Source organism: Novosphingobium sp. P6W, from assembly GCF_000876675.2.
Classification (GTDB): domain Bacteria; phylum Pseudomonadota; class Alphaproteobacteria; order Sphingomonadales; family Sphingomonadaceae; genus Novosphingobium.
Genome location: NZ_CP030353.1, coordinates 1,970,234 through 1,996,759 on the forward strand (window position 1 = coordinate 1,970,234; position 26,526 = coordinate 1,996,759).

A 26,526-nucleotide genomic window follows, 5' to 3' on the forward strand; every position below is an offset into this window, starting at 1 on the left:
CTGACGCGCGCGGAAATAGCCGCTTCCGCTAGATAGGCGACTTTCCGGTTTGAGTAAGCTAACCGAAGATGGCTGACATTACTTGAAGACCAGCATGGGTGATAAGCGACCAGTTGGACATCTGTCCTTCGACTGTATAACTTAGTCAGACTGACGTGGCCGTTCGGCTTGATGTGGACGATATACTTCGCAATATAGTCTGATATTGCAGATCAAAATTCATCGATCGCGAGTTCGGCTGTGTAACCGAGCCACGACGCAAAGTGTCACGATACCAAAACGACCTCAGATCATGACCGTGCGCGCTTCGTCTCGAGATCGTGGTGAACGTGGCGGACCTTCAGCAGATCGTGTCTGGTCAGGATGCCAACGACCTGCTTCGTCGCGGGGTCAACGATCGGAATGCGACCGACGCCCGTCTCGATCATGAGGTCCGCGATCCGGCTGAGCGGGTCATGCGGGCTGCCGCAGGGTTGCGACGAGTCGGACAATGTGTCGGCGAGCGTGGCGCCCGCCGGAATGCTATCGACCTGCCAGCGCAGCGCGTCTGAGCGCGAAACGAGACCGGTAAGCGTGCCGTCTTCGGCCACCACCGGATAGCTGCGATGGTGCGCGTCGGTTTTGAAAAAAGCGAGCGTGTCGGCGAGGGTCATGCTGCCGGGCAGCACCTGGGGCTCAGGCGTCATGAACTGCGCCGCCTGGAGAAAATCAAACTGGTCGACGGTGTATTCCTGCAGGATATGCCGACCGCGCCGGGCAATTTTTTCGGTCAGGATTGATCTGCGCATTACCAGCACGCTGATGGCGTAAGCACCTGCCGACGCTGCCAGCGTCAGCGGAAGCATCTCGAAATCACCGGTCAGCTCGACCGCGAACAGCGCCGCTGTCAATGGCGCGCGCATGGCGCCGCTCAGGATGCCGGCCATTCCGGCCAGCGCCCACAAGGCGCTCCCGCCGGGCAGGTACTGGCCCAGAACGAAACCAAGCGCACCGCCCAGCAACAGAAGCGGCGCGAGCACGCCGCCCGAAGTGCCCGAGCCCAGTGCGATAAGCCATACCAACGCCTTCACCACCAGCAGCGCTAAGACCACTCGCATCGCAAGCGAACCGTCCAGAAGCCCACGGATGCTCTCGTAGCCGGCGCCCAGGACATGAGCGTCGATCAGGCCGCCGAGCCCCACGGCCAGGCCGCCGAGCGCCGGCCACCACATCCAGTGAAGGGGCAGCCGGGCAAACATGTCCTCGATCCTGTAGAGCGCCCCTGATAGCAGCGATGCCTGCGTCCCGGCCAGAACGCCCACCGCTACTGCCAGGCCGATATGACCGGCCGCGAGGGCGATCGCATGGTGGACAGGGAACAGCGGCCCGGCCTCTATCAGGAGCGGCCGCCAGAGCCACGAAACAAGCACAGCGATGACGACGGGCACGAAGCTGCGCGGCTTCCATTCGAAGAGAAGCACCTCGATGGCCAGGAGTATCGCAGCCATCGGCGTGCCGAAGATCGCCGTCATGCCCGCTGCCGCGCCAGCAACGAGCAGTGTCTTGCGCTCGGCGGCGCTGAGATGGAACGCCTGAGCGAACAGAGATCCGATGGCCCCGCCGGTCATGATAATCGGTCCTTCAGCACCAAAGGGACCGCCGCTTCCGATTGAGATCGCTGAAGACAGGGGCTTTAGCAAGGCGACCTTCAGCGATAATCGGCTCTCGCCGTAGAGGATCGCCTCGATTGCTTCGGGTATGCCGTGGCCGCGGATCTTGTCCGACCCGTACCGTGCCATCAGCCCCACGATCAGGCTTCCGATCACCGGCACGGCGACCAGCCACAAGCCCAGCACATTGTCGATGATCTGCGCGGGCGCGGCGGACAGGCGTCCGAACCAGAAAAGATTGGTGGCGATAGCGATCGCCTTGAGCAGCACCCATGCGCCGATCGCGCCCCCACTGCCCACGATCAGTGCCGCCGCCGCGAGCAGCAGCATGCGCCGATCCGCGCTGTGATCGGCAAGGGGGCGACGGGAAGGGGATGAGGTTGCGGGAATCATGATGTGCTCGGCTGGCTGACGGGATGGCCTGCGCAATATATCGTAACACGATATATATCAACGGTTGACATAGAGGGTGCCAAGCCGGGACTGAGCCTATGGCCAGCAAACTGACAGACGCGGATTATCTCGCCCTCGCCGACTTTCGATATTCGGTGAGGCAGTTCCTGGCGTTCAGCGAAGGCGAGGCGGCGCAATGCGGGCTCACCCCGCAGCAGCACCAGGCGCTGTTGGTGATCCGCGCGGCACCGCCGGGTACAACTACAATCGGCCATGTCGCCGAGCGTCTCATCCTGAAACCGCACAGCGCCACCGGACTGGTGAACCGGATGGAGGGACTGGGGCTCGTTCGGCGCGAGCCATCGCCTCGCGATAAGCGGCAGGCTGTTCTGTCCCTGACCCCAAGTGCCCTGCAGATACTTGAAACACTAAGCGCAACACACCGCGAAGAGATCAGGCGTCTGCTGCCCGCCGTAACACGGCTGTTAGAGTTGCTCGAAGTTTCGTGAAGATTTACCGGCGGCTGCGGAATACCGCAGTATGGCTGGCCCGACTTCTTGCAGGGGGAAGCCATCCGCGATCATCAGCCGGCCAAAGGCGGTAGGTGATAGAAATCGACCTGCATCCGCATCGCTCCTGAGATCACGAAGTACAGCTGTTGCGGTTCGATGACGCCGGGATGATCGGCGGTCAGCATGATATCCGAAAGGGGATCGAGGTAGGTAAGCTTCAACTCGCCTTCAAGAACATGGATCAATCCCCACACACCCGGCTTAAAGTCATGGCACGCCCGCAGCGCCGCCGGCAACGTATCCTCGTCGAATACCGGCGACGAGCTGTAAGGCGGCAGGGCCGGTCATGCGGGCTCGGCTTCCTTATAAATCTCAGCTTCGCGGTTAATGAGAATGTCGGCGAGGAACCAATAGGCTTCGCCCCATGCCGCCAGGATTTCGTCGGTCGCCGCTTCGCCGAGAATGTCGCGAATGGCTGGCAGCAAGGCGTTGGCGACGGCGGGATAATGTTCGGGCTTGATGTGGGTTTTTACGTGCCGTTCGGCGATCCGCTCGATTGCGCCCTTCAGCACGTCGAGCTTATCGGCATTCTGCGCAAAGGCGAGGATCGCAGCCGCAAGGCGCTTGGGCTGTTCCCCGGACTCCTGCGCCGCCATATCGAACAGCGCCTTGATCTCAGGGTCGACGAACAGGCGCTGATACATACGCGCCGTGATCTCCACGCCGTGCTGTTGTAGAGCGGGTGCTGTCGCCTTGACCAGCGTCAGGGTTTGGGAAGACAAGGGCTTGGTCACGATGATCCTCTTCATGATATCGACCCATCTGTATCGGCAGTTGAGTCGACGCAGTTTGCGCTGGCGCAAACTGCGCTCTCTATTTTCGCTCTATCGCTCCTTGGGCGGCACAAGGCAGGAGACGAGCCATCGGTTGGAAAAACGGCGCTGCCTTAGACGCAAAAATATCTGGCATGCTCGGTGCGATGGAACTGCTTCGCGATCTGCCTGACGAAGCGTTGGTGCGGGCCCATGCCTGCGCGCGTGTCGAACGACTGCCCGGTCATCATCGAATCTTCGAACAGGGCGATCGATGTGAACGGGCCTATGTGGTGGCGAAGGGAAGCGTCAGTATCGTGCAGGCCGGCAGCGATGGCGGACAGGCCATCATCCGTTTTATAGCGCCCGGCGAAATGTTTGGAACGGTGCCGCTTTTCACGGACCATATGCTCCCGGCCGATGCGATCACTGCGGAGCCGTCGGTGGTGCTCAGTTGGAGCGAGGCTGATATCAACGCGCTGATCGACGCCTATCCGCGCGTATCGATGAACATCATCCGGGTGATCGGCACGCGCCTCGTCGAACTTCAGGACCGGGTGCGCGAGTTGGCTACCCAGCGCGCCGATCAGCGTCTCGCACGTGCGCTCTTGCGCCTCTCCCGTCACGACAGCAGCGGCGAGCTAGCTTTCCCGCTGCGCCGCAAAGACCTGGCTGAGTTTTCGGGTACGACCCTTTACACAGCGAGCCGAATGCTCACTGCTTGGGCCAGGGCAGGTGTCCTGACCAGCATTGGGCGGCGCATCCTGATCCATGATCGTGCAGCTCTACATTCCCTCGCAGAGGGTAGGCCGCCCCCCTAGCAAATCGATCATCCGTGAATACGGCTGAAAAATGCTGTCGCACTTCCGCGCGATGCACGGAAATCAGATGTTTTCCGGCACGGCAGGGTTCAGGCGTTCGCCTATGGCTGCTAAACAACGGCACGCGCGCATTTCAGACCGGCAGCTAGTCGCCCCGCTGGCATATTCGCAGCTGTTTCGACGTAGGCCGCGATCAGCCGAACACGCTATGGAGATAGCAGGCGAGATCGCCAGTCGGTGCGTCGACGCCGCGCCTCATTCGTTTTTTATATGTTTCATTCAACGCAAACATCGGGAGTTGCCGGCTAAGTAACCGGCTGAACGAGAGAAAGAAATTTCAGAAAGGCCGGCATGCTCGATAGTGCCCTCGAGGAAGGAAACTCGCTCGAGGGTTATTGACCGGCGCGTTCCTTGACGGTTCCCTGTCGCCCGTGTGACGCGGTGCCGTTCGACAAAGCTTGCTCGCTTGTCGAGGGTCGGGCCCGTGTGCGGCAATCACAAAACGCTCAGCCGCGACCACGTGGAGCAGAGCACTGTCGATCCTGACGTCCTATGCCTTCGCCCGCCTGCCGTGTTGCTCGTGGCGGGCGGATTACGGCGCCGCAGGATAGGATCAAGCCTGTGTACGCGTGGGCTCTGCAAATCCGCTGGGCCGCGCGCCATTCTGCTTTTGAGCCGCCCGACGGTCGGTATAACGCTTGTAAGCGTACCCGCCTGCAACTGCGGTGATGAGGCCAAGCGGGCCGAGGCGGCGTAGCACCATTGGCGCTGCAAAGCCGAGCAACGTTCCTCCAGTGCCGCTTACACCCCGGACGTGCTGTGCAGCCTTGTTTCCTGCTATTGCGCCGATTACCTTGCCAAACATGGGAATTCTCCTTGTGTCCGTTATGCAAGGGACCGGGCGGAGAAAGGTTCCGTGCCCAACGTTTTCCAGGCACTTCGGACACCGAATGAGTTTCACATATCCACAGGCTGTGGACAAAGCGGCCTCAAGGCGCGTTCAACGTGAGTATACGAGTTTGAAAGCGTTTTCGGCTGTTTCATGGTGGAGGGCGGCAAAGCTCGAAAACAGCGTACCTCACTGAATATAGATATCGACAGGACGAACTTCTGATGAACAACAGTGATCTCGCCGGCGCCATCGCCAACGATCACGGCATTACCAAAGCCGGCGCTCGCAGGATTGTCGACGCCGTCTTCGAGGCCATCGGCAGCGCGGCTGTCAAGGACAAGCTCAACGGGTGATGCAATATGGCGGCGGTATCGCGCGGATTGCCGGTGCCACCGCTACGCACAATTTCCCTGTCCAGTTTTCAAGGCCAAGCGGGCATGATTGTACGGATAACATTGGGCAGCGACGCTGATCTTAGTGAATGGTCGGCTTTACGCACGCAGCTGTGGCCAGATGGCTCGGAAGTGGAGCACCACGAAGACCTGGTTCAACTGAGGGCGAACGCACAGTCTTTCATCGCCTTTTTGGCGCGCGATCAACGCAGCAGGCTTGTCGGATTTGCGGAAGCCGCGCTGCGCGTCGATTACGTCAACGGCTGCGAAAGTTCACCGGTCGCTTTCCTCGAAGGGTTATACGTCGTGGAAGAATGCCGGCGACAAGGTATCGGGCGCGCCTTGGTGGACGCCGTGGAAGCATGGGCTCGCAGCATGGGCTGCGCTGAACTCGCCTCGGATGCAATGTTGGACAATACCGTGGCGCAGGCGATGCACGCAGCGCTGGATTTCGAGGAAACCGAGCGAGTGGTGTATTTTCGCAGGGTCTTGCCGCCGATGCCGCCGTTAAGCTGAACTGCTCCAGACGAAGCTATGAATATCCATCGTCACCTTCTCGGTAGCTTATTCATTGTGTTATCAATAGGTCGCTCGTTGATGGGCATGCGGGGCAGATGTGGCATTGATGTTGATCGGGCGGCCGCCTCGTTCTAAAAAAGCTCAAAAGCCAGTGAGCCGGTCGACGCCGATCTGCTAGGTGTTTAGTCCCGGCATCTGGTGGATCGGATCGACGATGAACCTATCCGGCTCTGACGTCCAGATTTTGGCGATGTGAGTAGCACCCAGTCTTTTAGACGCATTGGACCCCCATACAACACCGTAACCTCGTCATTTGCCGAGAACGTTCCTATCTGTCCGGAGCATGTGAAAATGCAGCTGATCGAAGGAACGCCTGAGAATGCCCCAGCACTTGAAGATCGATTTCGTGTCCGATGTGGCCTGCCCTTGGTGCGTCATCGGTCTGAAGGGGCTGGAAGCTGCCCTTGAGCGGCTCCAGGGAGATGTGACTGCCAATATTCATTTCCAGCCGTTCGAACTTAATCCGAACATGGGGAGTGAAGGGCAAAACCTGCGCGACCACATTGCACAGAAGTACGGCACCACGCCGGAACAGTCGGCCGCGAGCAGGGCGGTGCTCCAGGAGCGGGCTGCCGGTGTCGGTTTCACGATTGCGATGAGCGACGAGAGCCGCATCTACAATACGTTCGATGCGCATAGGCTGTTGCATTGGGCGGGAGAACAGAGCCGCCAATCCGAACTCAAGCATGCGCTGTTCGAGGCGTACTTTACCCAGGGCGCCAATGTGTCGCGCCATGACGTGCTGCTGGATGTTGCGACACGGGCGGGCCTTGATACGGCGCGCGCGGCGGAAATCCTCGGCGGAGACGAGTTTGCTGCGGCAGTTCGCGATGACGAGGAGCTCTGGCGCTCGCGAGGGATCTCGAGCGTCCCGGCCATCATCATCGACGAGAAGTACCTTGTGTCGGGCGGCCAGCCGGTCGAAGTGTTTGAGGAGGTACTGAAAAAGATTGCCGCTGAACGGGCTGCAGTCGCTCAATAGCTCCGATTGTACACCTTGCTGCAGGCAGATGGTCGTTACCTTTGCGTCTTCGGCGCAGCTGAATCCGTTCGGGTGAAGTCGATGAAGGCCCTGAGCGGAGGGGGAAGCTGGCGGCGGCCGGAATAATACAGCATCGGCCCCGAGAACGGCTCGTCCCACTCGTCGAGAATCCGTTCCAGCGCTCCTGACTGCATGGCCGGGGCAAGCCAGTCCTCGAAAAGCCGCACGACACCAAGGCCAGCCGTCGCCGTCTCGACCAGCAGGTCGCACGCCGATCCCGGCTGGATCAGCAGAGGGCCGGGCGGGTCGAGGCGGATCACTTCGTCGCCGCGCTCGAACTCCCAGGTGGCCCGTGCGCCACTGGAGAAGCGCAGGCGCAGGCAGGCGTGGTCGAGGAGGTCCCGGGGATGGGTTGGGCGGCCATGGAGATCGAGATAGGCCGGAGCCGCCGCCGTGATTATCAGCTGCGAACGCGGTCCGATCGGCACGGCGATCATGTCCTGCTCCAGCCGATCCTCGCGGCCTTCATACCGAAAACGGTCGCCGTAATATGGATGCCAACGATAATGAAACTCTACCATCTGCCCGACATGGGCAGAATGAACATGTGACGGCAACGGGACGAAAATCCTGGCTCTTCTGCGACACCGTGGACGGCGCACGGGCGAGCGCCGTCACCTACAGCCTGATGCTGACTTGCCGCGCCTGCGGCGTCGAGCCTCTCGCGTGGCTACGCCATGTTCTCACTGAACTGCCCCAGCGACCTCACGGCGCCGATATCGACGACCTGCTGCCATTCAACTTCGAAAGACAAGCCTGACCTGCCGACGTCGTCGCGGTGGCCTGTCTCGTCCAGCGTCAACTATGATGGCCGCACTGCCTCCGGAAGCAGCGTGCTACGAAATGCGCGCTTACGAATGAAGCGCATCCAGACCCCTAACATCGACCGCATCGGCAATGAGGGCGTGAAGTTTGCGGACGGCTATGCGACCGCTCCCGTCTGCTCGCCGTCTCGCGCCGATTCTGGCTGCCGACCGTGTCTATGACGGTGTCGACTTAGTGCCGTTCGTGGAAGGTCAGGCAAAAGGAGTGCCGCATGACGCCCTGATTTGGCGCCGCCAGTCCCTCGTCTCCATCCGCAAAGACGAGTAGAAGCTGTGGAAGCACCTCGATGGCGACTACACGCTGTTGTTCAACCTCAAGGATGATCCCAACGAGCAAATAATCTGGCGGCGAAATATCCCGAAAAGGTCAGGGAACTGGAGGCGGCCGTTGCCCAGTGGTCAAAGGATCTGAACGACCCGAAATGGCCGACCAAGGCGATGATCGACTATGATGTCTGCGGAACACCATTCAGAGTGCCTGTGTAGGCGCAATGCAAGATTTCGGTGAATGAGATTCCGTGTAATCGGGCGGACTGCATATGGGAGTGAGAAATTTGCCTCAGAACGGCGACAAAGGGTTGGTTTCGCTGGCGCCCAAGGCCGACGTCCCGAGGTCCCGGAGAGCTGAACTATGCGGCAACACGATCGCGTCCGGCCAATTTGGCAGCGTATAGCTGTTGATCCGCGCGGTCGACCGCATTGCTCAACGCTGTGTCATCGGCCAGAACTTCGGTCAAACCGATGCTGACGGTCCAGTCGAACGGGCCCAGGTCGCTGACTGCCTTTCTGGCGTTCTGCACCAACCTCTGCGCCTTGAGCAGCGAAGCGTTTGGCATGATTATAAGGAATTCGTCCCCGCCCATCCGGACGACTTTCGCAGCGAACTCGAACTCACTGTTGAGGGTCGCAGTGACCAGCGTACGAGCGAGAGCGACGAGCGTGGCGTCCCCCACGGCGTGACCGAAGCGATCGTTGACGGACTTGAAGTGGTCGATGTCGATGTGCGCCAGCCATGTCCCCGGCTGGAGAAATCCGGAATGCACCTGCGCCAGCCACGCGCGATTGTAGACGCCGGTCAACCCGTCGCGCCAGGCGCTCTCGCGCATCGCGGCGAGCGCAGCTTCCGCGGGCATGGCCAACAGGCCAACGTTCAACAGCATGAGCAGCAGCTGGTCCGAGAGCAAGGCGACCACGGCCAACGTACTAGGTGTGGCGAGGTGCAGGATATCGCCGGCAATCGCAAAGAGGTAGCAGGGTATATAAGCTAGCAAGGCAATGCCGGCAATGCGCCCGCCGTACCCGTCGGGAACGGCGCGGGCGGCCTGCCGGATGACGTCCGCGCCGAACGTGCCCATTCCCAGCGCGAGGCCGAAGGCTGCAAGCAATTGCTCGCTTTGCGGCGGCATGGGCATGCCCAGAACGCCCACGATGGATGGCAGCAGGAACCCGATCAGCGTCACGGCGGGCGGAACGCTCATCCACCAGCGCCATAGGGGGCGCCCGGCAAATAGCCGCACCCCTGTGCTTAGCGGGATGTTGGACGCAGTAAGCGCCGCGACCAGCAGGGATCTGATGAGCACGTCCTCTGGCCTGTTGATCCACTCCAAACCCGCCAGCGCAACGCAGTAGAGCAGCAGGCTAGCCGCCCAGTGCACGTTATGGAGCTGTTCCCTGCGGCCACGCCAGAGCGACAGAAATATGACGACGAACGTCGCCGAGGCAAGCAAGCTGCACAGGCGCAAAGTGGCAAGATCAACGGAGGGTAGCATCTGGTAGGGCTGCCTAAGCGTTATTGCTTAACAATGGCTTCACCTTAGCTGCATTTCTTGTGAGTTCCCGCCGATCAGGTGCCAGCTCGAAAGCCTGCCACCATCGACCCTGCGCGGTGGTGCGAGGTTCGGTACCGAAACTTTGAGGCTGAGCGGTAAAAGAGGGTCGGCTGCGGCTTCCCCAAGTTCCAAGGGAAGCCGCTCTCCCTCACGCCACGTTTGCGCCGCCGAACACCACCTGATTGCGAACCGGCCGCTCGAACAAGCCGTAGAGGAAATTGCCGGTTCCGCCGCTGACGACGTCGAGCGCGGCCAGATGGTCCGGTGAAAGCTCCAGCGCTAGCGCCGAGGCATTGTCCGCCACCTGCTCGACGCGGCTCACGCCCATGAGGGTAGAGGACACGCCCGGCCGTCCGACGACCCACGCGAGCGCGATGCGGGCCGGTGTTTCCCCCGTCTCGGTGGCAATGCGCTTGAGTTCATCCACGATCCGCCAGTTACGGTCGGTGAACAACGTGTCGCCGAAGGGATTGTCGCCGTCGAGCCGCTTGTCGCCCTCCGGGCGTTCGCCTGCCGGACCACCCGCATTGGGTACGCCGCCCTGCCGCGATGCCCCTGCCTCCACCGTGGCACGATCATATTTGCCGGTGAGCAGGCCATACGCGAGCGGGCTCCACGGCACGAGCCCGATGCCCAGCGCGCGGCCGAGCGGAACATGCTCGTTCTCCACCCCGCGCTCGGTCAGCGCGTAATAATATTGGAGGCCGACGGGCGCCGGAAGACCCCGTGCCTGCGCCAATGTCGCCAGTTGCGCGATATACCAAGCGGGGCTGTTGGACAGGCCCCAGTACCGGATCTTGCCTGACCGGATGAGGTTGCTCATCGTCTCCAGCAGTTCCTCTGCCGGGGTGATCCCATCCCAGATATGAATCCAGTAGAGATCGATGAAATCGGTGCCGAGGCGCTTCAGCGAGCCTTCGACCGCCGCGCGGACATGACGCGCGCCATTGCCGCCTGAGAGCGGTGCCTTGCCCGTCGCGAAGCCGGATTTGGTCGCGATGACCATCCGGTCACGCAAGCCCGCATCCTTTACAAAGGCGCCGACCATCTCCTCCGACGCACCGCCGGAATAAACATCCGCCGTGTCGAGGAAATTGCCGCCGAGATCGACGTAGCGATCGAAGACCGCGCGGCTGTCCTTCGCATCCATGCCCCAGCGCGGCGTGCCGAAGGTCATGGTACCGAGGGCCAGGGGGCTGACAAGGAGGCCCGACCGCCCCAGCGCGTGATAGGATTCAAGGGTCATCATAATCATCTCCGACAGGCGTTGCGCGAAAGTCATATGGATTTGGATGCGACCTGTGATTAGATCATCGGCGCCGCATGGGTAGCTGAAGGATTTTCACTAATGGATCGCGACCTCTGGTCCGGGCTCGCCGTCTTTGCCGAGATTGTCGAGGCGGGCAGCTTTGCGAAGGCAGCGACGCGGCTTGGCCTGTCCGCTTCCGCGCTTAGTCATGCGATGCGGACGCTGGAGGCGAAGCTGGGCATTCGGCTACTCGACCGCACCACCCGCTCGCTTGCACCGACGCGCGCGGGTGAGGAGGTGTTGCTGCGCCTGCGGCCTGCCATGGCGTCGGTGGAGGAAGGGCTCGCGATCCTCGACCTCGATCGGGACAGACCTAGCGGTCGGGTGCGCGTCAATGCCCATCGACCGGCCGCCGTCCATATCGTGCTGCCGCGTCTTGCCACTCTCGCGCGCGACTATCCCGATGTGTCGGTCGAACTGGTCGTCAATGACGGTCTGGTCGATGTAGTCGCGGAGCGGTTCGACTGCGGTGTGCGGCATGAAGGGGAATTGCAGGCAGATATGATCTCGCTAAGGATCAGTGATCAGGTGCCGCTGATCTTTGTTGCCGCGCCAGACTATCTGGCCGTACACGGCACGCCGTCGGTTCCGGACGATCTCGGTAGTCATCGCTGCATAAGCTATCGGTATAGCTCAGCGGGAACGGTGCATCGCTGGGCATTCGAGCGAGAGGGCGTCAGCCTCGAACGTGCGGTTCCGACGACATTCGTCACCAATGACGTCGATATGATGCGGGATGCGGCGTTGAACGGTCTCGGGATATGCTGCTTGATTGCCGAACAGGCGATTGGACATCTCGCGGCAGGAAACCTGGTGGAGGTGCTGCCGGGATGGGCGCCGAACCTTCCGCCCAATCACCTATACTACCCCAGCCGCAGGCAGCCCACCGCTGCATTCCAGGCATTCATGGGTGTGATGCGCTCTGCTACGATCCCAGCCGCCGTTTCGGGGCCTGCGAATAAATGAAATGGCAGCATTTCTTCACTGGCAGCACCTCAGAGAACTGTTCGAAGAGACGCGCAAGAACGCCAAGTTTGAGCACCACCTCATAGGGATCGCCTTGCAACCGTAGCGCCGCGAAAAAGCCGGGGCTCGGTTTTCGTGCCTTGGCGCCGATAAGCCATCACGTGGCAATGGAAGGCGGCCGCCCGGTGGTCAGTCCGGACGGGCGCAGCATCGCCATGCAGATTGGCAGCGCCGACGTGGTCGATGCCGGGGTGGGACAAGGCATCGTCATGCTAGCGGTACAACAAGACGGACAAGGGCATACGGTGGCACCATAACGGCCATATCCGTCAATAGAGAAAAGCTGCGCTACGAAGGGCAGCCGCTCATGCCGCTATATGAACTGGACGGGCATCAGCCGGTTCTTGAATGCAGTACGTGGGTGGCCGCGGCCATCGCGCAAAATTGCCGTCCCAATTTCACGGGGCGGCGGCGTCATTTGCCCGCTGTAAGGCTGAGTTATTCAGTTCTTGAAATACACTTCCATGCGCTGGATTTTCCATTCTCCAGCCACCTTCACCCATGTGTTGTCGTAAATGAACATGGAGATCGCCACGGGCTGAGTTCCGCAGCCTTCACAGTGGCGGTTGACGAGGTTCTTGGTGGTGGTCACCGACATGGCGTTGATGTGGGTACGCACCGCGGTGTCGGCCACATCGTCGAACACGACGTTGACGATGTAGTGCTTGGAGGCGAGCCCGCTGTCCTTGGTGCCGCCGCCACCGAATGCTTTCTGGATCGCTGGCCGGCCGCGCAGGTGAATGTCGGGCGTACCGTCGGGGTAGAAGGCGCGCATCTCCGCGTCATCGGTGAACATCGCCATCCACGCGCTGCGGTCGGGTGCGCCGTCGTCACGGTCCACCAGCTGGTTGTAGTGGGCCAGCGTGTCGCGGATCTCCTCCTTGATCAGCAGCCGGTGCAATGCATCGGCGGGTTTGGCCGGTGATGCGGCGGCGATGGCCGAAGGCATAGAGCCCGCAAGAAGCAGAGCTGCAAGGGTCAGGCGTGCGCGGAACGGCATCAGCGTTTCTCCGTGGCAGGGACCAGTTTGACGATCATATCGGGTTCATTGACGGCGATGTAGATCGCCCCGTCCGGTCCGTTTACGACATCGCGCAGGCGGCCGTGCCAACGGAAGAGCAGTTCCTGCCCGGTGACCTTGTCGTTCGTGATCGTCAGTCGCAGGAACTCCTGCTGCTGAAGCGAGGTGACGAACAGGCTGTTGCGCCACTGGGGGAACAGATTGCCGGTGTAGAAGGCGATGGAGGAAACCGCGATCGAGGGCGTCCAGTGCGTGACGGAGTCCACCATCGTGCTCGGGTCCGGCTTCGCCGCCTTGGGCATGGGCACCGCCAGCTGCGAGTGGCCGATGGGATAGGCGGGATCGAAGGGCAGCCCGTCATAGCCCATGCCCAGGGTGACCAGCGGCCAGCCGTAGTTGGATCCGGGATGCAGCAGGTTCAGCTCGTCGCCGCCGCGCGGGCCGTGCTCGGTTTCCCACAGGTGGCCGGTGCGCGGATCGACGGCGAAGCCCTGCGGGTTTCGGTGTCCGTAACTCCAGATCGAGGCGAGGGCGCCTGGCTTCTTCGCGAAGGGATTGTCCTTGGGGATCGATCCGTCCGGTGCCACGCGGTGCACCTTGCCGATGGGCGAGGACAGATCCTGCGCCTCCATCAGCGAATAAACGCGGTCGCCGACCCCGAAGTACAGCATCCCGTCTGCGCCGAAGGCCATGCGGCCGCCAAAGTTGGGCGTGGTGCGGTAGCTCCTGTCAGGGGCCTGCCAGATCGTCTGCTTTTCGACGAGGGCATTGCCGCGCAACTTGGCGCGGATCACCTTGATCTGCGAAGCCAGCTGGAAGCAGGTGGATCGCTTGCCGCAGCGTTCGATCTCGTCGAAGCGGTCAGGGCGCTCGTCGGTGAAGGCGATGTAAATCCAGCCTGACTTGGCATAGTCCGGGGCCAGCGCCAGTCCGAGCATGCCGCCATGGATAAATTCGCTGGTGATCCGCGGGGCATTGGCGACCGGGGCATCGATAGTGCCATCGGTATGGACCACACGCAGGCGGCCGGGGCGCTCGCTGACCAGCATGCGATCCGCGCCCAGGAAAACCATCGACCAGGGCGTGACGAGCCCCTTGGCGACGACCGGCACCACCTTGTATGCCTGCTTCTCCGAGGTCTGCGTGCTGGTGGGGAAGGGGGCCGTGTCCGCCGGGGCCGAAGCGCCCTTTTCGCGGATGTAGGCGACGAGGCCACGCATCTCGGAATCACTGAACCGGCCTTCGAAGGCGGGCATCCCCGCCGTCATCGCGCCCTTCGTGATGATCTTGAGGATGCTGGCATCGTCGCTGCCGTGGATCCATGTCTTGTCCACCAGCGAGGGCCCCTGCGCACCCTTGAGATCGACGCCATGACAGCCCGCACAGTTGGTTCCGAACAATTGTGCGATGGACCCGTCCGCAACGGCGCCATTAGAAGCGGGGGCGGCTGTCTCCGCGCTGGTTTTCTGATCCTCCGGCTTGCCCTGGCAGGCCGCCACCGCCAAGGCAAGCAAGCCGAATGCGGGGAGGACGGCCTGCCGCAGCAGGCCGTGGAAACGTCGACGAAGCGGCAGGGTCATGGCAGTCCGATCAGAACTTGAAGCGCACACCGGCGGTGACGGCGCGGCCGACCACGTCATAAAGCGCGAGGATGGTAGGATAGGTGACGCCCGGGTTGGCGACCGCCGGGATCAACGGAGGCTTCTTGTCGAGCAGGTTGTTGACGGAAATGAACGGGCTGATCGAACCGCCCAGACCGTCGATATGGCCGGTCAGAGTCATGTCCATGTAGAACGCGGCCGGTGCATGGACCGGGTCGAACACGCCGTAGCCCGATCCCGCCAGCGCCAGGTCGCTCAGCTTGGTACGGGTGAAGTAGCGACCCTGGATGAACAGGTCCGCGTGCTCGGTGCTGAGCGTGGCGTTCATCGTCAGGCGCATGCGCGGGAAGGCCGACGTCGTGTCGAAGGTGCGGCCCGCCTGGCTGGCGCCGGTGGCGGAGATGAACTTCAGATCGTAATTCGCCAGCCCCTGCAGGCGGACCGAGACGGGCGTTTCGCCCATGTCCAGGTTGAAATCGTAGCTGGCGTCCACGTCGATGCCGCGCGTGTGCAACGAGGCACCGTTGATCGGGGAGACGTCCACCGAGGTCGGGAAGTTGGCCGTCGTGGTATTGCTGGTCGGGAACGGACGCACGATACGCGAGCAGACCGGGTCGGTGCCGCCGCTGGCAAAGCAGGTGTCGGCGATGGTGCCGGCATCCAGCGAAGTGATGGCGTTGCGTATCGTAAGATCATAATAGTCGGCCGAGAGGCTGAAGCCAGGCAGGAAGTCCGGCTGCAGCACCACGCCTGCGGTGTAGGTCTTGGCGATTTCCGGCTTCAACTGGAGGTTGCCGCCGCCGAAGGTGGTGGCAACGCCGCTGACGCCGGTCAGGCGATCGTTGAGAACGGTCGAGTTGAACGAACGACCGGCGAAGAAGTCGTAGAGGGTTGGCGCGCGGATATCGCGCGACACCGTGCCACGAAAGCGGATCGACGGGATTGGTGCATAAGTCAGGCCCGCCTTCCACGTGACGACAGAGCCGGAGGTGCTATAATCGGTGTACCGGATCGCCCCGTTGAGATCGAGCGACTTGGCGAAGGCGGCATCGCGCAGCAGCGGCAGCGCGAATTCGCCGTAGACTTCCTTCACATTGTACGAACCGTTGGCGACGCCGACGTTGGTGTAGACGAAACGCGCCGCATTGGGGCTGATGCCGCGCAGGCCCGTGATGTCGAGCGGGATCGAGGGATCGGCGTTGCTGGTCTGCTCCAGCGACTGCTTGCGGTAGTCCGCGCCGATGTTGATGGCGAGGGGACCGGCCCACAGGTCCACCACGTCACCTCCGACGTTGACGTTCCACTCGTCCAGCTTGTTGCGCACCGCAAAGCGGGTGATGCCCTGCTGCCAGGCCAGCGCCTCGGGCGAGGAGGAGCCTTCGCCCAGCAGGTTTAGCGGGGTGCAGCCTGGGTAGAGGCCGGGGTTCGTCAGCGTCACGCGGCACACGATATTGCCGTTGGCGACGTTGTTCTGGAATTCGCCTTGGTCCACCGCATCGATCGCGGCGAAGAACCTGGTGTTCTCGCTTTCGTTGCGGCGTGTCTTCAGCTTTGTGTCGCCGTGGGTGTAGTACGCCTCGAAATGCAGGCGCGGGCTGATGTCGCCTTTGAAACCGGCCGTGAGGTTATAGGCGCGGTTCACCGTATCGACATAAGTATCGAGGTTGGAGACGCGGTCATCGGCGCGGTTGATCGTGAAGGACGGTGTGTTGGTGGCGGTCAGCTGCGCCTGTGCCGCGTCGGACAGGTAAGGGTTGCCGCTGTAGATCGGGATGAACACGCGGAAATTGTCTTCGAGCGCGTTGTAGTGGTTGCGCGATTCGGCGTAGCCGCCCTGAACATAGGCTTCGACACCGTCCACGATTTCGTAGCTGAGGCGACCGAAACTCTGCAGGGTCTTGAGCGACGCGCTGAGCACGGTATTGCCGTTCGACGACGAGGCGGAATCCTCGCCGCCGGTGGCAAGGCCGCGATTGCCGATGATCGTGCCGGGATTGAACGGCGCCAGCACACCGCCGGGCAGGAATTGCTGGCCTGCAAACGGCCCGCTGACGGCGAGCCCGCCGCGCGACACGAACGAGAAGTTGGTGTTGGGGTAGATTTTGTATGGATCGGCGGCCGTGCCGGAGCCCAGGAACAGGTAGTCCGAGGACTGGCCGGGACGGTCTTTCTTGCTGGGAATACCGTCGCTCACAAAGCGCTCGACGCTGAATTCCACGTGGCCGCGATCGTTGGCGAAGCCGGTGCCTGCCGCGATGCCGGTACGATAGCCGCCGTTGTCGCCGCGCTGCGAGACGCTACGCTGCGCCACGCCCTTCACGCCGTTGAACTTGGTGTCGAGCACGAAGTTGACGACGCCGCTGACCGCGTCCGACCCATAGACGGCCGAAGCGCCAGCGGTCACCACGTCGATACGCTGAACCAGAAGCTGGGGCAGCAGGTTGGTGTCGACGGTGCCTTCATAGCTTGTCGGTGGCACGCGGCGACCGTCCAGCAGCACCAGCGCGCGGACCGGGCCGACGCCGCGAAGATCGAGATAGTTGCCTGAATAGGGGCGGTCCGCATTGGTCAGCGAGGTCGCCTGGCCAAGCGAGTTCTGGAACTGCGGCGTCTTGTTCAGCGCGTCCGGCAGGTTGCTGGGCGCGGACTGTTCGAGAAGCTGCGCGGTCAGCACCGTGACCGGCGTGGGCATCGCATAGCCGTGCTGGGTGATGCGGCTGCCGGTGACGACGATGGCATCGGTCTCAGCCTGAGGAAGCTCCGGTTTCTGCTGGTCGGTGCCATGTCCGGCACTGCTGTGGTGGTTTGCGACTGTTCCTGCGCGTGCACCGCGGTCGCCCAAGTCGCGCAGCCGCACAGAAGTACGGCAAAAGCCTTCCCATTCATAATCGCACCCTCGCCCTATCATAGGTCTTGTTGAGCGGGGGTGAAATTGCGTTCTCTGGAAGCCCCCCGACCTATTAATTCACCTTGTGAATTTTATTGGAGGTGGGCGCACCTGATATTTAGGTCAGTGCGTGGTGGGCAGGGTTCAGGAGCTTCAAGTGGTGCCGAACAGCCGATCGAGGACGAGCGCGATGGCCCCTTCGACACGGCTACCCGGCTCATCCGCTTTCAGCGTGACCGGTGCGCGATCGCGGAACACAGGCAGGAGATCGGCTGCGTATTGGGCCACGAACCCCGGCCGCATCAGTTCCAGGGCGCGTTCGTCTTCCGACACGATGACGATGTTTGCCGGGTCGAGCAGGTTGACGTGGTTTGCGACTGCGGTGCCTAGCGCGCGACCGGCAAGGTTGAACAGTTCGCGCAATCTGCTGTCCCCGTCACAGGCCTGATCCACGACCTGTTCGAATTCCTTGCGGATCTGCGGCAACGTGGGATCGAGCATGCCTTGCGCCCCCTTGGCCATGCGCAGAATGCCGTAGTGGGAGGATACCGTGATAAGGCAGCCGGTGCCTCCGCAGGGACAGGGATTGCCCGCTGCCAGAGGCACCTTCATGTGCCCGAACTCGCTGTTGAAGCCGTGGGCGCCGAACCGCAGCGCCTTGCCCTGATACTGGCCAAGACCGATGCCGGGGCCGATCGTAATCACGGCCATATCGTCCCCGGCGTCCGGATCGCCGTGCCATCGCTCACGCCGGGCGATCACGTTCTCCCGCGTGTCGAGAAAGACGGGAAGGTCGAGCCGGCTTTCCAGCATCGCCTTCAGCGGCGTTGGCTTGGGCAGGGTGCCGTCTGCTGCCATCCAGTGCACCAGCCCGCGTTCGCCGTCGATGGTCGTGGGGGGGCACACGCCGATGGCGAGCAGCCTGTCATCCACGGCATGGTCATCGCACACCTGCCGGATCGCGGTGGCCAGTTCATCCACGAAGGCCGGGTCGAACAGATGCGCGCCGAGCGTGTGCGTGCTAGTGAACACGGCCTGTCCGACAAGGTTCGCCACTTCGATGTCGACCATGCCTTCGGGGTGGATCAGCACACCGCAGACGAGCCCACCATCGGGGTTGGTGGTCAGGCGGATCCGTGGCCTGCCGCGTGACTGGCGGGTATCCCCGGCCTCGCTGATGAGGCCGCGTTCGATCAGGCTGCCAGTCACCATAGTGATCATTGCCGGGGAGAGGCCCGTGATTTTCACGAGTTCTACTCGCGAGACCGGCTCGCTTTGGCGGACGGCTTGCAACACACGCAGGGCACTGAGGGACGTGAAGGAAACCAAGCGCTGCTCCAGGATACGGACCGCGCTGCTGCGCGGCACGGAGTCATTGCTCATACGATCATGTCGATGGCTTCGACACCCTGACAACGGTTATAATCGTCATCGTGCCGCACTGCCTGAATTTCCGCGTAGCTTCGGGGGCTCGCAGGTGTTCGGCGAGCCCGCTCCTGGCTTCAGCGGAGCAAGTGGCATGTGCGGCTTCGGCAATCGCTGTGCGACCCAAGCGAGTGCCGTGCGAGAAGCTCACTAAGGAGGCCGTCTACTCCGTTCAGACCTGCATTTCGACCTCGGCGATTGGCGCGCGATGCCTTAGCAAGCGGCCGGGCAAGTCGCCGGTGGCCTTGTCATTTTCGCGCGTAATCGTGCCATTCACCATTGTCAGGCGATAGCCGCGGACGTCCTGCAAAAGCCGGCTAGCACCTTGTGGCAGGTCGTCGACAATGGTGGGCTTGCCCAGCGCGAGGTTGTCGAAATCAATCACGTTGAGGTCCGCACGCATTCCGGGTTCCAGCGTACCTCGATCGATAATTCCGATCGAGCGCGCCGTGTCATGGCTCATCATCCGCACAACCTGTTCCAGCGGGATCCCCGGCCCCCGAGAGCGATCGCGTGCCCAGTGCGTCAGCATGAAGCTGTTCATCGAGCCATCGCAGATCGTCATGACATGCGCCCCTGCATCTGACGCGCCAAGCACGGTGGCGGGATGCTCGATCATCGGCTTCAGTTTCTCCAGCGCACCGCCGACATAGTTATTGATCGCCAGCAACAGACGCGGGTGCCGGCTGGTCTGGAGCATCATATCGTAGACGAAGGACTGCGGCGTGGTGCCCGCCGCCGCCGCGAGACCGACTACATTGACGCTATCATCCGGTTCGTAGTCGGCCGTCTCGCCCAGATCGAAGCAGCTGCCCCAATGCTGGTTGAGAAACGCGCCAAAGGTACCTTCCCGGTCGGTCTCGGTCAGGATCCGGGTCTTCATCTGCGGATCGGCGAGCGTGGTCAGCCACTGGTCGCGCGGAAGACTGGCTTTCACCTCGCGAAAGGTCGGCCGCTCCATGAACGGGTGAGTACCGTAGAAGCTGAGCAGCGCGCCAATGCTGCGCCCGCTGACTTGCCCAAATACGCGCGAGCGACCGGCAGCATTGATCCGCGTCGCCCACGCCAGCTGCTCCTGCCAGTAATCCGGGTCGAGATTGGGCTGCAGCAACAGCATGTGCACGTCGACGCCGGTTTCGGTCACGATGTCGTCGAACATCGCCATCTCGCTGCGAATCCCATGCGGATCCTCGCCGACTACGCCCGCTGGCGCGAACTCCATGACGCCCCGGCGCTGCGCAACTGCGCGGGCAAGCGCCACCAGTTCCTCGCGGTCTGCCTCGAAATCGGGGGTCATGTCACCGTGAACGGTGCGATGGACCGACGTGCGCGAACTGGATACGCCAAATGCGCCGGCCCGCATGGCTTCATCGACAAGGCCGGCCATTCGCTCGATCTCGTCGGCATCGGCCTTGCGGCCGGAGCCAACCTTGTCGCCCAGCACGAAAAGCCGGAGCGGGCCATGCGGCAAATAGCAGCCCACGTCGAAGCTGCGCGGCTTGGAATCCAGCACGTCGAGATATTCGGGGAAGGTGGACCAGTTCCACTCCAGCCCGGCGTGGAGCGCGCCGCCGGGAATTTCCTCCACCCCGTCCATCAGGTCGATCAGGCGGCCCTCGTCCCCCCGTGCAACCGGCGCGAAGCCGACGCCGCAGTTGCCGAGGATCGCGGTGGTGACGCCCGAACTGAAAGAGGGGTCGAGCAGCATGTCCCATGTCGCCTGCCCGTCGTAATGCGTGTGTATGTCCACCCAGCCGGGCGTAACGAGCATGCCGGTGGCGTCGATGGTGCGGCGGGCAGGGCCGGACAGGTCGCCCACTCCGACGATGCGGCCATCGGCGACGCCGATATCTGCCGTGAAACGCGGCCTTCCCGTACCATCGACGACGTCGCCGCCCTTGATGAGCAGATCGAGCATACGTGTCTCTCCCGATTTTGTCGGGATGATAGGTCGCGCTGCTCGTCGAGGAGCCTATGCAAAAAGTTAGGCGAGGCGGCGCGATGGGGGCGGCTCGAAGCTGGATCGCATTTGTCTAAGGCGCCGTATCGACGACTCGCCTGCGGACGGTTAGAGCAGCCAGCATGACTTCGCAGATAACGATCCGCCGCCCCGACGACTGGCATGTGCACCTTCGCGATGGCGAGATGCTCAAAGCCGTGGTCGGCTACACCGCGCGCCAGTTCGCGCGCGCCATCGTCATGCCTAACCTGACCCCTCCGGTCGTGACTGTGGCGGCGGCGCAGGCCTATCGCGAACGTATCCTGGACGCGGTGCCGGCCGGCGTGGACTTCACGCCTCTGATGGTCTGCTACCTGACCGACGGCTCGGACCCGGCGGAAATCGTGCGAGGCTACGAGCAGGGCGTGTTCGCCGCCTGCAAGATCTACCCCGCCCACGCCACCACCAACTCTGCGCACGGCGTCACCGACATCCGCAAACTCACTCCGGTGCTGGAGGCCATGCAGCGCATCGGCATGCCGCTGCTGATCCACGGCGAAGTGACCGATGCCGATGTCGATATCTTCGATCGTGAGGCGGTGTTCGTCGAGCGAATCCTGGCGCCTCTGGTGCGCGATTATCCAGCGCTCAAGATCGTGCTCGAACACATCACGACGGCCGAAGCGGCCGCATTCGTCGCCGAGAGCGGCCCCCAGGTCGGTGCGACGATCACCCCGCAGCACCTGATCATCAACCGCAACGCGATCTTCGCCGGCGGCATTCGTCCCCACGCCTATTGTCTGCCCATCGCCAAGCGCGAACGCCACCGCGTCGCCGTGCGCGCGGCGGCCGTGTCCGGATCGCCTAAGTTCTTCCTCGGCACCGACAGTGCGCCGCACGAGATCGGCCGCAAGGAATCGGCCTGTGGATGCGCGGGCATCTTCAACGCGCCCTTCGCGCTGGAAAGCTACGCTCAGGTGTTCGAAGAAGACGGCGTTCTCGACCTGCTGGAAGGATTCGCCTCCGAACACGGTCCCAATTTCTACGGCCTGCCCCTGAACGAGGGCACAGTGACATTGAAGCGGGAGGATATAGCTGTGCCGGAGGTCATCGCCGCAGGCGGCATGAACGTGGTTCCGTTCCACGCCGGCGAGACGATGCGCTGGCGCCTGGTCGACTGAGCCCTCGTCTACGACCCGCGCCGGATACGGGCGTCGATGGCGCGAATGGTGTCAGAGACCGGCGATCAGGCGAGCCAGCGCGTCGTAACGGTCCGTCGCCCAATCGACCGGCGGCAGGAGGATTCGCTCGACCAGATGGAGGTCGGGCCAGATGTACGGCACGACCAGCAGCAACAGGAAGAATAGCGGAAAGCCGTAGGGGCGCAGCCTGGCGTAGGCCCGGGCAGCGCCTCGCGGCAGCAGGCCTTCGACGATGTGCGAGCCATCAAACGGGGGGATCGGCAGCAGGTTGAACAGCGCCAGGAAGATGTTGATCAGGACAAAATTGCGCAGATTGAGGGCGATGAAGCCAAGGATGTCGCCGGCGGCGCCGCTCCTCGCCATCAGTCCCAGCATAACCGCGCCGATGCCCGCCAAAATCAGATTGCTGAGCGGACCGGCTAATGCGACTGCCATCATGCCGAGGCGGGGATTGTTCAACCGTCGCTGGTTCACCGGCACCGGCTTTGCCCAGCCGAAGACCGGCGCTCCGGCGAGCGCGAGCATGCCCGGCAGCACCACGGTGCCGACGGGGTCGACGTGACGCAGCGGGTTCAGGCTCAGGCGCCGCTGTTCGTAGGCAGTCGGGTCGCCCAGCAGCCGCGCCACCATCCCGTGCGCCACCTCGTGAAACACGATCGCGATCACGAGCGGCACGATCAGCGCCGCGGCCTGGATGATGGTCTGTTGCATGGCCCCTATCTGGGGGTAGCGCGGTTCCTCCGCAATCGGTCATCGCGGTTTTTGACCGCGTACCCGCCGCTCAGTTCCCTCAGTGAAGCGGTCGCTCCTGGCTCTCCAGGCTTTCGATCACTGCCCTTACCAAGCCCGTAGCGATGGCGGCAACGTCGTGGTGGATGGGGATCACCTCGGCGGTCTGCACCGCGCTTGCGCGCGGCCGCGCTCTATCTCGCCACCGGCTTCGCCGCCAGAACGCTTCTGTCGCCCGGCCGGGCAATGCGAACGATGACACAAGGAGTGAATGTCCCGGAACCGGGATGCTATCGGCCAGTGCGGTGTACCGCCTGGGCGATTTACTCTCCCCCGCCCGCTCGATCGCTTGGCATTGTCTGGACGCGGCAATGCATCTGAATGCAGAGTTCGGCTTGCCTGATGGGCCGGCGGTCGTCCGCAAAAAGAATCAATAGTTCACAGTCTCGGGAGAAAGCCTTGGCCACCGATAGTACCCGCGTCGCGGTAGTGACAGGCGCCAGTTCCGGAATCGGAAGGGAAGTGGCCAAGGCACTTGCCGCGCTAGGGTGGCACGTCATCGGCACCGGGCGCGACCCGGCTCGCATCGCGGCGGCGAAGGACGAGATTGCCGCTCGTTCGCGCACGGGACAGGTCGATATGATCCGTGCCGACCTGTCGCTGCTGGCCTCGGCCCGCGATACGGCGCGCCAGATCGCGGCGCTTACCGATCGCGTTGACTTGCTTGTCAACAATGCGGGCGGCATGGTGAGCGAGATGGTGATGACCAGCGAGGGGCTGGAAGCGAATTTCGCAGGCAACCACCTGGGCCCGTTCGTACTCACCAACGCCCTGCTTCCGCTCCTGCGCACCGCCGCGCAATCGAGCGAGCCGGGGGCCGTACGGATTCTCAACACGGCCTCCGATGCCAGCGAAATGATCCCGTTCATCAATCTCGACGACCTGCAGAGCCTCGCGGCGTTCAGTCCCGGTCTTGCATATTGCACCGGCAAGCTCGCCAACGTGCTGTTCGCCAAGGCTCTCGCCCAGCGGCTCGCCGAGGACGGGATCGTCGCCCATGCGGTCCATCCCGGAGCGGTGGATTCCAACTTCTTTTCCTATGCGCCCAAGGACACACAGATGCGTTCGCGCGATCTGGCAAAGGCGAGCGAGGAGGAGGGCGCCGATACGCTCGTCTGGCTCGCCACGGCCGACGAAGCCGCGGCCACAAGCGGGGGATACTGGTTCAGGCGCGCCCCGCGTACCCCTAACCCGGTCGCACAGGACCAGGCCGTGATCGACCGGTTCTGGGAAGAGAGTGAACGCCTCGCGGGCGAGCGCTCACCGGGGGCCTGATGCCTCGCGGCAGCCTAATTCCCGGATTGCGGGCAAGCAGTATAAAATAGGCGCCGGACGGCACGATTGTCAGGGAGATGGACATGGCGAAGGTGATGCAGGGTATTCGTGTGCTGGAGGTGGCCCAGCATACCTTCGTGCCATCCGCGGGCGCCATTCTCGCGGACTGGGGAGCGGATGTCGTCAAGATCGAGCACCCCATCCGTGGAGACGCGATGCGCGGCCTTGTCACGCTCGGCGGGCAAAGGGTCAATCCGCAGCGCAATACCCTGATGGAGCATCCGAACCGTGGGAAGCGCAGCGTGGGCGTCGACATCTCGACGCCTGAAGGACAGCAACTCATCTACGAGTTTGCAAAAACGGCTGATGTTTTCCTCACCAATTACCTGCCCCAGCTACGAAGCAAGCTGAAGATCGATGTCGAACATCTGCGAGCGGCCAACCCCGACATCATCTATGCACGCGGCAGCGCCTACGGCGACAAGGGCCCTGAGCGGGAAACCGGCGGGTTTGACGGGACAGCCTTCTGGACGCGGAGCGGGGTCGGCTATTCGATGAGCCCGGCGGCCTTGGATGGCCCTCTTTCCCAGGGTATTCCCGCGTTCGGAGACTCCACCGGAGGAATGAACATCGCCGGCGGAATCGCCGCCGCACTGTTTCACCGCTCTCGCACCGGGGAGGCGATCGAAGTGGATGTCTCGCTGCTGAGCACGGCATGGTGGTCTGCAGGCACCGCTGTCGATCAGTTCATGGAAACGGGTCAGGTTACCCGCGTCAGCATGCCCCGATCCGGTTCCAATCCTGGCAACCCCTTCATGGGCAATTTCAGGACCTCTGACGGCGGCACGATCAATCTGTGCGTGTTGATACCGGGGCCACATATCCGCGACACGTTCCGGCACCTTGGCGTCCCGGCAGCGGCAGCGGCAGACGACAGCCGATTTTCCACCGTGCAGACTCTGATGGAAAACTGGGAGGCCGCCAGCGAGATCATCGTGCGGCAATTCGCGGAAAAGCCATTTGCGTACTGGCGCGAGCACCTCAAGACGATGACCGGGCAATGGGCGCCCTTCCAGAGCCTCCTCGACCTTAGCAATGACGAGCAAGCATTGGCCAATGACATGGTGATCGAGGTCGAAGCGTCGGACGGCGAACCCTTGCGACTGGTTCGCGGGCCCGTCCAGTTCAATCATGCTCCGGTCGAGACGACGCGCGCTCCGCAGGCATCGGAGCATACCGAACTGTTCCTGATGGAGATGGGAATCGAGTGGGATCGCATCGAAGCCTTGAAGGCCGCAAACGTGATCGCCTGATCGGCGGGCTGCGAGGCGGCGGTGAGTGCGCTTATTGGTTGGGCATCAGGGAGTGTTATGAATGGATTTGGTCGACAGGTACGGCCCTTGGGCGCTGGTGACCGGCGGTTCCGAAGGAACCGGAAGTGCATTCGTGGAGCGCCTGGCGGACGCCGGAATGAATTGCATCATCGTGGCTCGGCGCGAAGCTCCTCTCGCTGGGCTTGCTGAAAGAATCCGGTCTCGCGGCGTGGAAGTGGTTACAGCGTGCATCGATCTGTCGGCTTCCGATGCAGCCGATCAGGTTATCGCCGCAGCTGGCGAGCGCGAAGTCGGGCTGTTGATTACGAATGCGGGCGCGGAAAGCAACGGGTCGCCATTCCTCGACGGTACGATGGAAAACTGGGATAGCTTGGTCGGTGTCAACATCAGGACGACCATGCGTCTTGCCCATCATTTCGGGCAGGGAATGCGCGCCCGGCGACGCGGCGGTATTCTGCTGGTCGGGTCGGGAGCCTGTTATGGCGGGATCGGGGGAATTTCGGTCTATTCAGGCGCGAAGGCATTCGTTCTATGTTTCGGTGAAGGTTTGTGGGCGGAACTGCGTGAATACGGCATTCACGTACTCAACCTGATTTTGGTGCGTACCGACACACCAGCGCACCGGCGCAACCTCGAGCGCAACGGACAGGCGATGCCCGCAGGCTTGGCGTCTGCCGATGACGTCGCTCGCGTTGGCCTTGAACAGCTACCGCACGGGCCGGTCTACAACTGGGGGCAAAACAACGAGGAAGCAGGCTATGCTCCCAGTTCGCCCGATACTCGCCGTGAGCGGATACTGGCAATCGAGCGCAACATGCGCAGACAGCCCTGAGCCCAAGCGTCTGAAGTCCGGCACGCATGGCGACGGACGGCCGGCCCAAAACTGAAAAATCGTGCAGGGTGCAAGGGGCCGCGCTGGTTGCCGTGAATGGTATAGCCGCGCTGGAAGAGGGTCGGACCAGCGAACATGGTG

Annotated in this window: 22 protein-coding genes and 1 pseudogene; 11 read left to right on the plus strand and 12 right to left on the minus strand. The window is 62.5% G+C overall.

Annotated features, from left to right (window positions below; genetic code table 11):
• Positions 1-290: 290 nt before the first annotated feature.
• Positions 291-1,979 carry a chloride channel protein gene (locus tag TQ38_RS24595; RefSeq protein ID WP_082057482.1) on the minus strand — a complete coding sequence of 563 codons (1,689 nt, stop codon included), beginning with the start codon at positions 1,977-1,979 and terminating at the stop codon, positions 291-293.
• Positions 1,980-2,140: 161 nt separating this feature from the next.
• Here TQ38_RS24595 and TQ38_RS24600 point away from each other — a divergent pair, with 161 nt between their 5' ends.
• Positions 2,141-2,551: a MarR family winged helix-turn-helix transcriptional regulator gene (locus TQ38_RS24600; RefSeq protein WP_043970331.1), complete on the plus strand. Its 411-nt coding sequence runs from the start codon at positions 2,141-2,143 to the stop codon at positions 2,549-2,551.
• A 74-nt stretch (positions 2,552-2,625) separates the two neighbouring features.
• Here TQ38_RS24600 and TQ38_RS24605 read toward each other — a convergent pair whose 3' ends face one another.
• Both TQ38_RS24605 and TQ38_RS24610 read right to left on the minus strand, forming a co-directional pair.
• Positions 2,626-2,850, minus strand: a complete 225-nt coding sequence (locus TQ38_RS24605; RefSeq protein WP_240198090.1) for a DUF1971 domain-containing protein — start codon at positions 2,848-2,850, stop codon at positions 2,626-2,628.
• A 48-nt stretch (positions 2,851-2,898) separates the two neighbouring features.
• Positions 2,899-3,348: a globin domain-containing protein gene (locus tag TQ38_RS24610; protein WP_043970775.1), complete on the minus strand. Its 450-nt coding sequence runs from the start codon at positions 3,346-3,348 to the stop codon at positions 2,899-2,901.
• A 173-nt stretch (positions 3,349-3,521) separates the two neighbouring features.
• On the opposite strand from TQ38_RS24610, the gene TQ38_RS24615 reads away from it, so the two are divergent.
• The 4 genes from TQ38_RS24615 to TQ38_RS24635 all read left to right on the plus strand — a co-directional run bounded on the left by TQ38_RS24615 (position 3,522) and on the right by TQ38_RS24635 (position 7,032).
• Positions 3,522-4,187 (plus strand): Crp/Fnr family transcriptional regulator, encoded by a 666-nt coding sequence (locus TQ38_RS24615; RefSeq protein ID WP_043970336.1) that lies wholly within the window; start codon positions 3,522-3,524, stop codon positions 4,185-4,187.
• Between the two features lie 1,113 nt (positions 4,188-5,300).
• Complete coding sequence (locus TQ38_RS24625) at positions 5,301-5,432, plus strand: HU family DNA-binding protein (protein ID WP_043970777.1); 132 nt, start codon at positions 5,301-5,303, stop codon at positions 5,430-5,432.
• A gap of 84 nt (positions 5,433-5,516) precedes the next feature.
• Positions 5,517-5,987 (plus strand): aminoglycoside 6'-N-acetyltransferase, encoded by a 471-nt coding sequence (gene aac(6'), locus TQ38_RS24630; protein WP_043970338.1) that lies wholly within the window; start codon positions 5,517-5,519, stop codon positions 5,985-5,987.
• Between the two features lie 382 nt (positions 5,988-6,369).
• Positions 6,370-7,032 (plus strand): DsbA family oxidoreductase, encoded by a 663-nt coding sequence (locus TQ38_RS24635; RefSeq protein WP_043970340.1) that lies wholly within the window; start codon positions 6,370-6,372, stop codon positions 7,030-7,032.
• A gap of 35 nt (positions 7,033-7,067) precedes the next feature.
• Here TQ38_RS24635 and TQ38_RS24640 read toward each other — a convergent pair whose 3' ends face one another.
• Positions 7,068-7,529: a LysR substrate-binding domain-containing protein gene (locus TQ38_RS24640; protein WP_240198092.1), complete on the minus strand. Its 462-nt coding sequence runs from the start codon at positions 7,527-7,529 to the stop codon at positions 7,068-7,070.
• A gap of 29 nt (positions 7,530-7,558) precedes the next feature.
• Between TQ38_RS24640 and TQ38_RS24645 the strand changes: the two are divergent.
• Positions 7,559-7,852: pseudogene (locus TQ38_RS24645) on the plus strand (transposase domain-containing protein); the annotation flags it as partial.
• Between the two features lie 693 nt (positions 7,853-8,545).
• Here TQ38_RS24645 and TQ38_RS24655 read toward each other — a convergent pair.
• Positions 8,546-9,685, minus strand: coding sequence for a diguanylate cyclase (locus TQ38_RS24655; RefSeq protein ID WP_052505517.1), 1,140 nt, complete (start codon positions 9,683-9,685; stop codon positions 8,546-8,548).
• 208 nt (positions 9,686-9,893) lie between these two features.
• The gene (locus TQ38_RS24660) at positions 9,894-10,994 is read right to left on the minus strand and encodes an aldo/keto reductase (protein WP_240198093.1); all 1,101 of its coding nucleotides are present in this window, start codon (positions 10,992-10,994) and stop codon (positions 9,894-9,896) included.
• A 99-nt stretch (positions 10,995-11,093) separates the two neighbouring features.
• Between TQ38_RS24660 and TQ38_RS24665 the strand changes: the two genes are divergently transcribed.
• On the plus strand, positions 11,094-12,020 hold the full coding sequence (locus TQ38_RS24665) for a LysR family transcriptional regulator (protein ID WP_043970342.1): 927 nt from the start codon (positions 11,094-11,096) through the stop codon (positions 12,018-12,020).
• 502 nt (positions 12,021-12,522) lie between these two features.
• On the opposite strand, the gene TQ38_RS24670 is transcribed toward TQ38_RS24665, so the two are convergent.
• The 5 genes from TQ38_RS24670 to TQ38_RS24690 all read right to left on the minus strand — a co-directional run bounded on the left by TQ38_RS24670 (position 12,523) and on the right by TQ38_RS24690 (position 20,932).
• Positions 12,523-13,080, minus strand: a complete 558-nt coding sequence (locus tag TQ38_RS24670) for a nuclear transport factor 2 family protein (RefSeq protein WP_043970344.1) — start codon at positions 13,078-13,080, stop codon at positions 12,523-12,525.
• On the minus strand, positions 13,080-14,681 hold the full coding sequence (locus TQ38_RS24675; protein ID WP_052505518.1) for a PQQ-dependent sugar dehydrogenase: 1,602 nt from the start codon (positions 14,679-14,681) through the stop codon (positions 13,080-13,082). Before TQ38_RS24675 ends, TQ38_RS24670 begins: the two co-directional genes overlap by 1 nt.
• Before the next feature lie 10 nt (positions 14,682-14,691).
• On the minus strand, positions 14,692-17,544 hold the full coding sequence (locus tag TQ38_RS24680) for a TonB-dependent siderophore receptor (RefSeq protein WP_162792368.1): 2,853 nt from the start codon (positions 17,542-17,544) through the stop codon (positions 14,692-14,694).
• A 198-nt stretch (positions 17,545-17,742) separates the two neighbouring features.
• Entirely contained in the window at positions 17,743-18,837 is a 1,095-nt protein-coding gene (locus TQ38_RS24685; protein ID WP_162792369.1) for an ROK family protein, read from the minus strand.
• Between the two features lie 349 nt (positions 18,838-19,186).
• Positions 19,187-20,932, minus strand: coding sequence for an amidohydrolase family protein (locus TQ38_RS24690; RefSeq protein ID WP_043970348.1), 1,746 nt, complete (start codon positions 20,930-20,932; stop codon positions 19,187-19,189).
• A 164-nt stretch (positions 20,933-21,096) separates the two neighbouring features.
• Here TQ38_RS24690 and pyrC point away from each other — a divergent pair, with 164 nt between their 5' ends.
• Positions 21,097-22,134, plus strand: coding sequence for a dihydroorotase (gene pyrC / locus TQ38_RS24695; RefSeq protein WP_043970350.1), 1,038 nt, complete (start codon positions 21,097-21,099; stop codon positions 22,132-22,134).
• Positions 22,135-22,185: 51 nt separating this feature from the next.
• Here the strand turns inward: pyrC and TQ38_RS24700 are convergent, their stop codons facing one another.
• On the minus strand, positions 22,186-22,866 hold the full coding sequence (locus TQ38_RS24700) for a site-2 protease family protein (RefSeq protein WP_043970352.1): 681 nt from the start codon (positions 22,864-22,866) through the stop codon (positions 22,186-22,188).
• A gap of 477 nt (positions 22,867-23,343) precedes the next feature.
• On the opposite strand from TQ38_RS24700, the gene TQ38_RS24705 reads away from it, so the two are divergent.
• The 3 genes from TQ38_RS24705 (at position 23,344) to TQ38_RS24715 (ending at position 26,385) form a co-directional block, all read left to right on the plus strand.
• Positions 23,344-24,219 (plus strand): SDR family NAD(P)-dependent oxidoreductase, encoded by an 876-nt coding sequence (locus tag TQ38_RS24705; RefSeq protein ID WP_043970354.1) that lies wholly within the window; start codon positions 23,344-23,346, stop codon positions 24,217-24,219.
• 83 nt (positions 24,220-24,302) lie between these two features.
• The gene (locus TQ38_RS24710) at positions 24,303-25,532 is read left to right on the plus strand and encodes a CaiB/BaiF CoA-transferase family protein (RefSeq protein WP_205316147.1); all 1,230 of its coding nucleotides are present in this window, start codon (positions 24,303-24,305) and stop codon (positions 25,530-25,532) included.
• Positions 25,533-25,593: 61 nt separating this feature from the next.
• Complete coding sequence (locus TQ38_RS24715) at positions 25,594-26,385, plus strand: SDR family oxidoreductase (protein ID WP_043970356.1); 792 nt, start codon at positions 25,594-25,596, stop codon at positions 26,383-26,385.
• Positions 26,386-26,526: the final 141 nt, after the last annotated feature.

Bases quoted from the DNA above. Each gene is read 5' to 3' on its own strand.
- TQ38_RS24595 (WP_082057482.1), bottom strand. From the start codon at position 1,979: ATGCTGCTGCTCGCGGCGGCGGCACTGATCGTGGGCAGTGGGGGCGCG.
- TQ38_RS24600 (WP_043970331.1), top strand. From the start codon at position 2,141: ATGGCCAGCAAACTGACAGACGCGGATTATCTCGCCCTCGCCGACTTT.
- TQ38_RS24615 (WP_043970336.1), top strand. From the start codon at position 3,522: ATGCTCGGTGCGATGGAACTGCTTCGCGATCTGCCTGACGAAGCGTTG.
- TQ38_RS24625 (WP_043970777.1), top strand. From the start codon at position 5,301: ATGAACAACAGTGATCTCGCCGGCGCCATCGCCAACGATCACGGCATT.
- TQ38_RS24635 (WP_043970340.1), top strand. From the start codon at position 6,370: ATGCCCCAGCACTTGAAGATCGATTTCGTGTCCGATGTGGCCTGCCCT.
- TQ38_RS24640 (WP_240198092.1), bottom strand. From the start codon at position 7,529: ATGATCGCCGTGCCGATCGGACCGCGTTCGCAGCTGATAATCACGGCG.
- TQ38_RS24655 (WP_052505517.1), bottom strand. From the start codon at position 9,685: ATGCTACCCTCCGTTGATCTTGCCACTTTGCGCCTGTGCAGCTTGCTT.
- TQ38_RS24660 (WP_240198093.1), bottom strand. From the start codon at position 10,994: ATGATGACCCTTGAATCCTATCACGCGCTGGGGCGGTCGGGCCTCCTT.
- TQ38_RS24665 (WP_043970342.1), top strand. From the start codon at position 11,094: ATGGATCGCGACCTCTGGTCCGGGCTCGCCGTCTTTGCCGAGATTGTC.
- TQ38_RS24670 (WP_043970344.1), bottom strand. From the start codon at position 13,080: ATGCCGTTCCGCGCACGCCTGACCCTTGCAGCTCTGCTTCTTGCGGGC.
- TQ38_RS24675 (WP_052505518.1), bottom strand. From the start codon at position 14,681: ATGACCCTGCCGCTTCGTCGACGTTTCCACGGCCTGCTGCGGCAGGCC.
- TQ38_RS24690 (WP_043970348.1), bottom strand. From the start codon at position 20,932: ATGCTCGATCTGCTCATCAAGGGCGGCGACGTCGTCGATGGTACGGGA.
- pyrC (WP_043970350.1), top strand. From the start codon at position 21,097: ATGACTTCGCAGATAACGATCCGCCGCCCCGACGACTGGCATGTGCAC.
- TQ38_RS24700 (WP_043970352.1), bottom strand. From the start codon at position 22,866: ATGCAACAGACCATCATCCAGGCCGCGGCGCTGATCGTGCCGCTCGTG.
- TQ38_RS24710 (WP_205316147.1), top strand. From the start codon at position 24,303: ATGGCGAAGGTGATGCAGGGTATTCGTGTGCTGGAGGTGGCCCAGCAT.
- TQ38_RS24715 (WP_043970356.1), top strand. From the start codon at position 25,594: ATGGATTTGGTCGACAGGTACGGCCCTTGGGCGCTGGTGACCGGCGGT.